This window comes from Haloechinothrix sp. LS1_15, assembly GCF_033042135.1.
GTDB lineage: Bacteria > Actinomycetota > Actinomycetes > Mycobacteriales > Pseudonocardiaceae > Haloechinothrix.
The window spans coordinates 384,294-393,685 of record NZ_WBXM01000004.1 but is presented as its reverse complement, the minus strand read 5'-3'; the positions used below and the strand labels follow the sequence as shown (position 1 = coordinate 393,685).

Genomic DNA, 9,392 nt, shown 5'->3' with positions numbered 1-9,392 from the left:
CCGCGGACCCACCAACCTCGACAACCCCGCCCTCCCCAGCGGCGAACACCACCGACGCATCCACCACAGCGAATGGAACATCCACATCGGAACCGACGGCCATCCAACCTGCATCCCACCACCCTGGCTCGCATCCCACATACCCAAACAACGAACACCGGAGGGTTCACGAGCCGCACCGATGAGTGCCTGAGGTCGAGTCAGTACTCGATCTCCAAGCGCTGCCGATCATTCGACAGTGACGCTCTTGGCGAGGTTGCGGGGCTTGTCGATCTCGCGGCCGAGTGCGGTGGCGATGTGGTAGCCGAACAGCTGCAAGGCGATGGTGAACACGATCGGGTCCAGCTCGGGGTGGACCCGCGGCACCCGGATCACTGCGTCGGCCAGGTCGGCGGGGATCTCGGCGTTGGTCACCGCGATCACCGGCCCGCCTCGTGCTTTGATCTGCTCCAACGTGGCGACGTTCTTGGCCAGCAGCTCGTCGTCGCCCACCAGCACCACCGACGGCATGCCGCTGTCGATGAGCGCCAACGGGCCGTGCTTGAGCTCGGCAGCCTGGTAGGCCTCGGCGTGCACGTAGGAGATCTCCTTGAGCTTCAGCGCGCCTTCCCTGGCGACCGGCCAGTACCAGACCCTGCCGATGAAGAACATCCGCGCCGCCCAGCTGAACCGCTCGGCGACCTCGGCGATCGCCTCCTCGGCGGCCAGCACGTCCTCGATCGCCTTCGGCAAGGCGTCCAGTGCCGACACGATCCCGCGGCCCCGCGCGACCGACAGGTCACGCATCCGCCCCAGCAGCAGGCCGAGCATGGCGAAGCACACCGTCATGTTCGTCACCGCCTTGGTGGAGGCCACCGACACCTCGGGGCCGGCGTGCAGGTAGATCCCGCTGCCGCATTCGCGGGCGATCGTGCTGCCCGGCGCGTTGACCACCCCGATCACCCGGCCGCCCTTGCGCTTGAGCTCCTGCACCGCCGCCAGCGTGTCCTTGGTTTCCCCTGACTGGCTGACCGCGATGTATAGCGCATCCGGATCGATGACCGGGTTGCGGTACCGGAACTCGGAGGCGGGTTCGGCGTCGGCGGGGATCCTGGCCCACTCCTCGATGAGGTTGGCGCCCAGCTGGGCCACATAGTAGGCGGAGCCGCAACCGAGCAGCTTCACCGAGCGGAACGACCGCAGCTCGCGGGCATCCTGTTGCAGCCCGCCCAGGTGGGCGGTGGCGAACCGGTCGTCGAGCCGCCCGAGAACGGCACGGCGCACCGCCGTGGGCTGCTCGTGGATCTCCTTGTGCATGTAGTTCGTGTAGTCACCCAGCCGGTAGTCCTCGTCGGTGACATCCACCGTGGTGGTCGTCTTCGCGGTGCGGTTGGCGCCGAGCGTGCTGGTGCGGTAGTCGCCCGCGCTGATGGTGGCGAGCTCGCCGTCGTCAAGGTAGACCACGCGCTGGGTGTGGCGGACCAGAGCCGCCACATCGGAGGCGACGAACATCTCGCCGTCGCCGATGCCGAGCACGATGGGGCTGCCGTCTCGTGCCACGACCAGCTCCGTGGGCCGGGTGGCGTCCAGCACCGCGATGCCGTATGCGCCGTCCACCCTGCGCAGCACCGCGCGCACCGCGTCCTCCAGGGACTCGGTGCCGTCCAGCTCGGCCGCGATCAGGTGCGCAAGCAGCTCCGTGTCGGTCTCCGAGCCCGGTGTCACCCCGGCAGCCAGGAGCTCCTCGCGCAGCTCTTCGGCGTTTTCCAGCATCCCGTTGTGCACGACCGCGACCCGGCCGCCCGCATCGGTGTGCGGGTGGGCGTTGATGTCGGTCGGTTCGCCGTGCGTGGCCCAGCGGGTGTGCGCCAACCCCACCGGGGCGGTGTGGCCGTCGCCGACACGCTCGCGCAGTTCGCCCACCCGCACGGCGGCCTTGATGACCTGTAGTTTGTCCCCCTCTGCCAATGCGAGACCGGCCGAGTCGTAGCCCCGGTACTCCAGCCGGTGCAGCCCTTCCAGCAGGATCGGCGCGGCCTGCCCACCGCCGACATAGCCCACGATTCCGCACATTCCTACCTCCCCTGATCGCCGGAGCGCTCAGCCGTACACCATGCGCCTCAGCTGGCGTTCGCTCGGTGCCTGCGCCCCGAACGGCCTGCCTGCCAGCTCGGACCGCAGCTCGCTCCAGATCTGCTCGTTCTTCCATCCCCTCCGGCGGAGCTCGCCGTGGCGCCGCCGCACATACCCCTCGAGGGTCTCGGAGAAGTAAGCGATGACGTCGGCGACCACGCGTGCGGCCGTCGGGGTCGACAGCCCGGTCGATCCGGCCACGTACCGCACTAGCTCGGCAGGCGGAGCCTGTTCGGTTGCCCGCACGAGGCGACCCTGTCATCCCCACCCGCTGCGGAACAAGTTTCCTGCCCGAAATCGGGCAGGAGGTCGAACGGCGACCGCACGCCGGATGAACGGCTGAGGTACATCTCCCACCGGCCCACAAGCACAATGGTGGGGTGCGGGTGATCCAGGTCGATGGTGGCGAGCAGTCGGTACGCGTGCTGGTTGAGGCGCTCGCCGCCGCGCTCGACGGCGGCGAGCCGGTGCTCCCGCTGGCCGCCAACGACCCGCGCGCGGGCGCGACGCTGCGGGCGATGCGCCCCGACGAGCCGGTCGAGGACGGCACCGCGGCGATCGTGCCGACCTCCGGCTCGACCGGGACGGCCAAAGGGGTGGCGCTGTCGGCTCACGCGTTGGCGAGCTCGGCCCGTGCGACCCACGCCCGGCTGGGCGGTCCCGGGAGGTGGCTGCTGGCCACCCCCGCCCACTACATCGGGGGGTTGCAGGTGCTGGTGCGGTCCCTGCTGGCGAACGCCACGCCCGCCGTGCTCGATCTCGGCGCCGGTTTCGATCCCGAGACGTTCGCGGCGGCGGCCGCGCCCGTGCTGCGCGACGACGGTCCCCGCTACACCGCGCTGGTACCGACCCAGCTCGGCAGGATCCTCGACGCGGGCGGCGCGGCGCTCGAGGCCGCACGCGCCTTCGACGCGATCCTCATCGGGGGTGCGGCCACGCCGCCCACATTGCGGGAGCGCGCCGAGCAGGCGGGAATCCGGGTCGTCGGTGCCTACGGCATGAGCGAAACAGCGGGCGGCTGTGTCTACGACGGGGTCCCGCTCGACGGGGTGCGGGTGCACGTCGCCGCCGACGGCGACCAGCGGATCGGCATGATTGCGCTGGCGGGCGACGTGCTCGCCGACGGCTACCGCGCCGACGACGAAGCCACCCGCGCAGCGTTCCGTCACGGCTGGTTCCACACCAACGATCTGGGCAGGCTGACCGCCGACGGTCGCCTGGAGGTGCTCGGCCGTGCCGACGACGTCATCAACACCGGCGGGGTCAAGGTGCCCGCCCACACTGTGGAGCAGGCCCTGCTTGCCCATTCCGGCGTCCGGCAGGTCTGCGTACTCGGCGTCGACGACGCGGTCTGGGGCGAGATCGTCGCCGCCGCCGTGGTACCCGCCGATCCAGCCGCCCCGCCCGCGCAGGACGAGCTGGTCGAGCTCGCCCGCGAGGCGGCTGGCAGAGCGGCCGCCCCGAAGCTCGTGCGGCTGCTCGATGCCCTACCCCTGCTCGGCCCCGGCAAGGTGGATCGCGCCGCCGTCCGTGCCGCGATTGTGTAGCGGCCACAACGCAGCACCCTCGCCGTGCCGGAAGCCACATCCCGCACGACCGCCGCGCCTGCACGGGAATACCTGGGCAGTGGCTGTCAAGTCGGGGAACCGACAAACTTTCCCCGAGGCACGTGATAGCTCCGGCGCTCGCGGCGGCAGCAGGAATTGGACATGCTGGTAACCGAGTCGATCGGCGCGAGCCCGCGCCCGTCCACCCACGTATCCGGGAGGTTGCCTTCGTGTTCGGCCGTGTCGCGATCGTCAACCGGGGGGAAGCCGCGATGCGGCTCATCCACGCCGCCCGCGAACTCCGCGCGGAAGGCGCGGAGCTGTCCACAATCGCGCTGTACACCGACGTCGAACGCACGTCCTCCTTCGTACGCGCCGCCGACGAGGCCTACTGCCTCGGTGCCGCGGCCGACCGGCCGTATCTGGACCAGGACGTGCTTGCCCGCGCGCTGCGCGAGACCGGCGCGGACGCCGCCTGGGTCGGCTGGGGCTTCGTAGCTGAGGACCCAGGCTTCGCCGAGCTGTGCGAACGCCTCGGCATCACCTTCATCGGACCGAGCCCCGACGCGATGCGCGCGCTCGGCGACAAGATCGGCGCCAAGCAACGTGCCGAGCAGGCTGGCGTACCGGTCGCCCCTTGGAGCGGCGGACCGCTGACCGGGGTCGACGTCGCGCGGCAGGTGGCAGCCGAGATCGGTTACCCGCTGATGCTCAAGGCCACCGCGGGCGGTGGCGGCCGCGGCATTCGCGTAGTGCGCTCGGCGGACGAGCTCACCGAGGCCTACGCGAACACCGGAGCGGAGGCCGAGCGTGCGTTCGGCAGCGGGGTGATGTTCCTCGAATCACTGGTCAGCGGCGGCAGGCATGTCGAGGTGCAGGTGATCGCCGACGGCGCGGGTACGGCATGGGCGCTCGGCGTGCGGGACTGCTCGGTGCAGCGTCGTAACCAGAAGATCATCGAAGAATCCGCGTCGCCGCTACTGGACGCCGGGCAGGTCGCCGAGCTGAAAGCCGCCGCAGAACGGCTGATCTCCGCCGCGGGGTACTGCGGGGCGGCGACCGTGGAGTTCCTCTACGACCCGCACGAGAAGCGGTTCGCCTTCCTCGAGGTCAACACCCGGCTGCAGGTCGAGCACCCGGTCACCGAGGCCACCACCGGCATCGACCTGGTCAAAGCGCAGCTGCACGTGGCCTCCGGTGGCACGCTCGACGGCAAGCCCCCTGTCGAATACGGCCACGCCGTGGAGGCCCGGCTCAACGCCGAGGATCCGGACAGGGACTTCGCCCCCGCCCCTGGCCGGATCACGCTGCTTGACCTGCCAGCGGGGCCCGGGATCCGGGTGGACACCGGCGTCGCCGAAGGCGATGTCATCCCTGCCGAGTTCGACTCCATGATCGCCAAGATCATCGCGTACGGCCGCACCAGGGATGAGGCCTTCGGCAGGCTGCGCCGCGCGGTGGCGGGCACCACCGTGATCATCGAGGGCGGCGTGAGCAACAAGAGCTTCCTGCTGGATCTGCTCGACGCGGAGGAGGTCGTCGAAGCCAGCGCCGACACCGGCTGGATCGACCGGGTCCGGGCAGCGGGAGGCCTGATCTCGCACACCCACACCGGCATCGCGCTGGCAGCCGCGGCGATCGAGGCCTACCAGGACGCCGAACGGGCTGAGCGGCAGCGGTTGCTGACCACCGCGCACGGCGGGCGTCCCCAGGTGCAGCACGAGGTGGGTCGCGCGATCGACCTCAAGCTGCGCGGGACGAGCTACCGGGTGACCGTCGCGCAAACCGGCCCGCTGCGCTTCCGCGTCGCCATCGAAGGCACGGAATCCACCCTCGATACCCGGTTGCAGCGCTACGACTCCGTCAACGGGCGGCTGACCGTGAATGGGCACGACTTCCGCCTAGTCACCGCGACCCACGGCCCGGTACACCTGGTCGAGGTGAACGGGGTGACACACCGCGTCAGCCGGGACGAGGGCGGGGTGCTGCGCTCTCCCGCGCCCGCGCTGGTCGTGGCGACCCCGCTCGCCGAGGGCGAGGAGGTGGCCGCGGGCGATCCGGTACTGGTGCTGGAAAGCATGAAGATGGAGACCGTGCTCCGCGCGCCGTTCGACGCCCGGTTGCGCGAGTGCGCCGTGTCGGTGGGCAGCCAGGTGGAAGCAGGTGCCGTACTGGCCAGGCTGGAGCCGACGGGGGAGGCGGCAGCGGCCGATGGTGAGCGCGGGTCAGGCGCGGCGGAGGCCGTGGTTGACCTGCCTGCCCTGTCCACCGACCTCGCGGCTGGCGAGCAGGCAGCCAGGGACCTGGAGGAGCTGCGCAGCTTGCTGCTCGGGTTCGATGTGGACCCGATGGACGAGCGGCGGGCGCTGACCGGCTACCTCGCGGCTCGGGACCGGCTCGTCGCCGAGGGCACCGATCCCCGCCCCGGCGAGGTCGAGCTGCTCGGGGTGTTCGCCGACCTCTGCGAACTGAGCCGGAACAAACCCGTCGACGCCGAGGAGGAGGCCGACACCCGGGTCCACAGCCCCCGCGAGTACTTCCACACCTACCTGCAGAGCCTGGACACCGAGCGGGCGGGCCTGTCTGAGACGTTCCAGAAGCGGTTGACCAGGGCGCTGGCGCACTACGGCGTCACCGACCTCGACCGCACCGAGGCCCTCGAGGAAGCCGTGTTCCGGATCTTCCTCGCGCAACGCCGGATCTCCTCCGACGCCGGGGTGATCACCGCCGTGCTGCGGCGGTGGCACGACGACCCACCACCCGGTGACGAGCTCCGCGACACCGCGGGTGAGGCGCTCGAACGGATCATCACCGCCACGCAGCTGCGGTTCCCCGTGGTCTGCGACCTGGCACGCGGGGTGGTGTTCCGCTGGTTCGCCCAGCCGATGCTGCGGCGCGGCCGCGCCGAGGTGTACGCCCGGGTACGCGGCCACCTCCGCTACCTCGAGGCGTACCCCGACGCGCCCGACCGCGAGGAGCGAATCGCCGAGATGGTCGCCAGCCCGGAGCCGCTGGTCCGGTTGCTCGGCCAGCGCATCGGCAGGCAGGGCGCCGACCTCAGCGCGCTGCTCGAGGTGCTGACCCGCCGCTACTACCGCACCCGCGGCCTGGAGAACGTGCGCTGCCAGTACGCCGTTGGCCGCCCGTTCGTCACCGCCGAGTACGACCGCAACGGGCACCGCCTGCGGCTGGTCAGCACCGCCGCCGACTTCACCGAGCTGGAGCGGGTTGCGCGCGCGGTGACCAGCCTCGACGACGGCGACGGCGATCTCGCCGGGCACGTGATCGACATCTACCTACGCTGGGACGACCAGCCTGAGGATGCCGATGCCAAGGCAGCCGCGCTGCGGGGGGTGCTGGGCGACATCCCGGAGCTGACCAAGGCGCGCCGGGTGACGGTGTCGGTGGCGGGCCGTAGCGGCGACGCGATGCACCACCACGTCACGTTCCGCCCCTCGGCGACCGGGTTGGCCGAGGAACGGTTGATCAGGGGCATCCACCCCCTCATCGCGCAACGGCTGGAGCTACAGCGGTTGCGGAACTTCGACCTCACCCGGCTGCCCTCGGCCGACGAGGACGTGTACCTGTTCTCCTGTACCGCACCGAGCAATCCCCGCGACCAGCGGTTGGTGGCGATGGCGCAAGTGCGCGACCTCACGCCGCTGCGCGACGCGAGCGGGCGGGTAGTGGCGCTGCCCGCGGTGGAGGGCACGCTCGCCGCCTGCGTGGACGCGATCAGGAAGGTGCAGGCGCAGCGCTCGACGAAGGAACGGCTGGACACCAACCGGATCTTCATCTACGTCTGGCCGCCGAGCGAGCTCACCGCAGCTGAGCTCGACGCCGTGGCCCAGCGCGCGGTGCCGGGCACGGCGGGCGCGGGCATCGAGGAGGTCATGTTCCTCGGCAGGCAACGGGACGCGGAGACCGGCGAGATCCACGACGCCGCGATCCGCGTCACCTCCGAGCCGGGATCCGGGGTGCGCCTCGAGATCACCGAACCGTCCTTCGAACCGATCAAGCCGCTCGACGACTACGACCAGAAGGTGCTGCGCGCCCGCAGGAGGGGCGCCGCCTACCCGTACGAACTGGTGGACACCCTCGCGGGCGCGGCAGGTGAGTTCACCGAGTACGACCTGGACGGCGACCGGCTGGTGCCGGTGGACCGGCCGAAGGGCCAGAACACCGCCGCCATCGTCACCGGCGTGGTCAGCACCCCGACCACGCGGCATCCGGAGGGGGTGCGGCGTGTCGCGTTGCTCGGTGACCCGACCAAGGCGCTCGGCGCGCTGGCCGAACCGGAATGCTCCCGGGTGATCGCTGCCCTCGACCTGGCCGAGGAGCTCGACGTGCCGGTTGAGTGGTTCGCGGTCTCGGCGGGCGCGAAGATCGCGATGGACTCCGGTACCGAGAACATGGACGCCATCGCCGCGGTGCTCGAGCGGATCGTGCGGTTCACCCAGGCGGGCCGCGAGATCAACATCGTGGTGGCCGGGATCAACGTCGGCGCACAGCCGTACTGGAACGCCGAGGCCACGATGCTCATGCACACCAAGGGCATCCTGGTGATGACGCCGGACTCGGCGATGGTGCTGACCGGCAAGCAATCGCTCGACTTCTCCGGCGGGGTCTCGGCCGAGGACAACTTCGGGATCGGCGGCTACGACCGCGTCATGGGGCCCAACGGGCAGGCGCAGTACTGGGCGCGGGACCTGACCGACGCCCGCGAGGTGCTGATGCGGCACTACGAGCACAGCTACATCGCGCCGGGCGAGTCGGCACCGCGCCGGGCGAGCACCGCCGATCCCGTCGATCGGGACGTCACCAGCTACCCACACGAGCTCGCGGGCAGCGACTTCACCACGGTCGGCGACGTGTTCTCGGCGGAGAGCAACCCGGACCGCAAGAAGGCCTTCGACATCCGGACCGTGATGCAGGCCCTCTCCGATGCCGACCACCGGATGCTGGAGCGCTGGGCGGGGATGGCGGATGCGGAGACCGCGGTCGTCGCCGACGCCCACCTGGGCGGCAAGCCGGTGTGCCTGATCGGTATCGAATCGCAGTCGGTGCCGCGGCGCGGGTTCCCACCCACCGACGGGCCAGACGCCTACACCGCGGGCACGCTGTTCCCTCGGTCGTCGAAGAAGGTAGCGCGGGCGATCAACGCGGCAAGCGGCAGCAGGCCGCTCGTGGTGCTGGCGAACCTGTCCGGTTTCGACGGCTCCCCGGAATCCATGCGCAAGCTGCAGCTGGAGTACGGCGCCGAGATCGGTCGGGCCATCGTGAACTTCGACGGGCCGATCGTGTTCTGCGTCATCTCCCGCTACCACGGCGGCGCGTTCGTGGTGTTCTCCAAGGCGCTGAACCCGAACATGACGGTGCTGGCGGTGGACGGCTCGTACGCCTCGGTGATCGGAGGAGCGCCTGCGGCCGCGGTGGTCTTCTCCGGCGAGGTGGATTCCCGCACCGCCGCCGACAAGCGGGTGCGCGACATGGAGGCCAGGGCGTCCGCGGCCACCGGGGCCGAACGGGCGACGCTGACCACCGAACTCGCCGAGGTACGCGCCGAGGTACGCGCGGAGAAACTCGGCGAGGTGGCGGCCGAGTTCGACCGGATCCACAGCATCGAACGCGCGGTGGAGGTGGGCTCGGTGGACGCCATCATCCAGCCGGGCGAGCTGCGGCCCAAGATCATCGAGGCGCTGGAGCGGGGTGACGCGGGGTAGGCAACAATGG

Annotated in this window: 4 protein-coding genes; 2 read left to right on the top strand and 2 right to left on the bottom strand. The window is 70.7% G+C overall.

The genetic code is table 11. The features are described from left to right. Nucleotides 1-228: 228 nt before the first annotated feature. Together glmS and F8178_RS09275 are read right to left on the bottom strand one after the other, a co-directional pair. Nucleotides 229-2,052 carry a glutamine--fructose-6-phosphate transaminase (isomerizing) gene (gene glmS, locus F8178_RS09280; RefSeq protein WP_317494294.1) on the bottom strand — a complete coding sequence of 608 codons (1,824 nt, stop codon included), beginning with the start codon at nucleotides 2,050-2,052 and terminating at the stop codon, nucleotides 229-231. 27 nt (nucleotides 2,053-2,079) lie between these two features. Further along, the gene (locus F8178_RS09275; RefSeq protein WP_317494293.1) at nucleotides 2,080-2,358 is read right to left on the bottom strand and encodes a hypothetical protein; all 279 of its coding nucleotides are present in this window, start codon (nucleotides 2,356-2,358) and stop codon (nucleotides 2,080-2,082) included. A 134-nt stretch (nucleotides 2,359-2,492) separates the two neighbouring features. Between F8178_RS09275 and menE the strand changes: the two genes are divergently transcribed. Beyond that, nucleotides 2,493-3,659 (top strand): o-succinylbenzoate--CoA ligase, encoded by a 1,167-nt coding sequence (menE, locus tag F8178_RS09270; protein WP_317494292.1) that lies wholly within the window; start codon nucleotides 2,493-2,495, stop codon nucleotides 3,657-3,659. A gap of 230 nt (nucleotides 3,660-3,889) precedes the next feature. Further along, nucleotides 3,890-9,382: a carboxyl transferase domain-containing protein gene (locus F8178_RS09265; RefSeq protein ID WP_317494291.1), complete on the top strand. Its 5,493-nt coding sequence runs from the start codon at nucleotides 3,890-3,892 to the stop codon at nucleotides 9,380-9,382. The last annotated feature ends 10 nt before the right edge of the window (nucleotides 9,383-9,392 follow it).

Excerpts from the sequence above, each read along its gene's own strand:
- glmS (WP_317494294.1), bottom strand. The coding sequence starts at position 2,052 with ATGTGCGGAATCGTGGGCTATGTCGGCGGTGGGCAGGCCGCGCCGATC.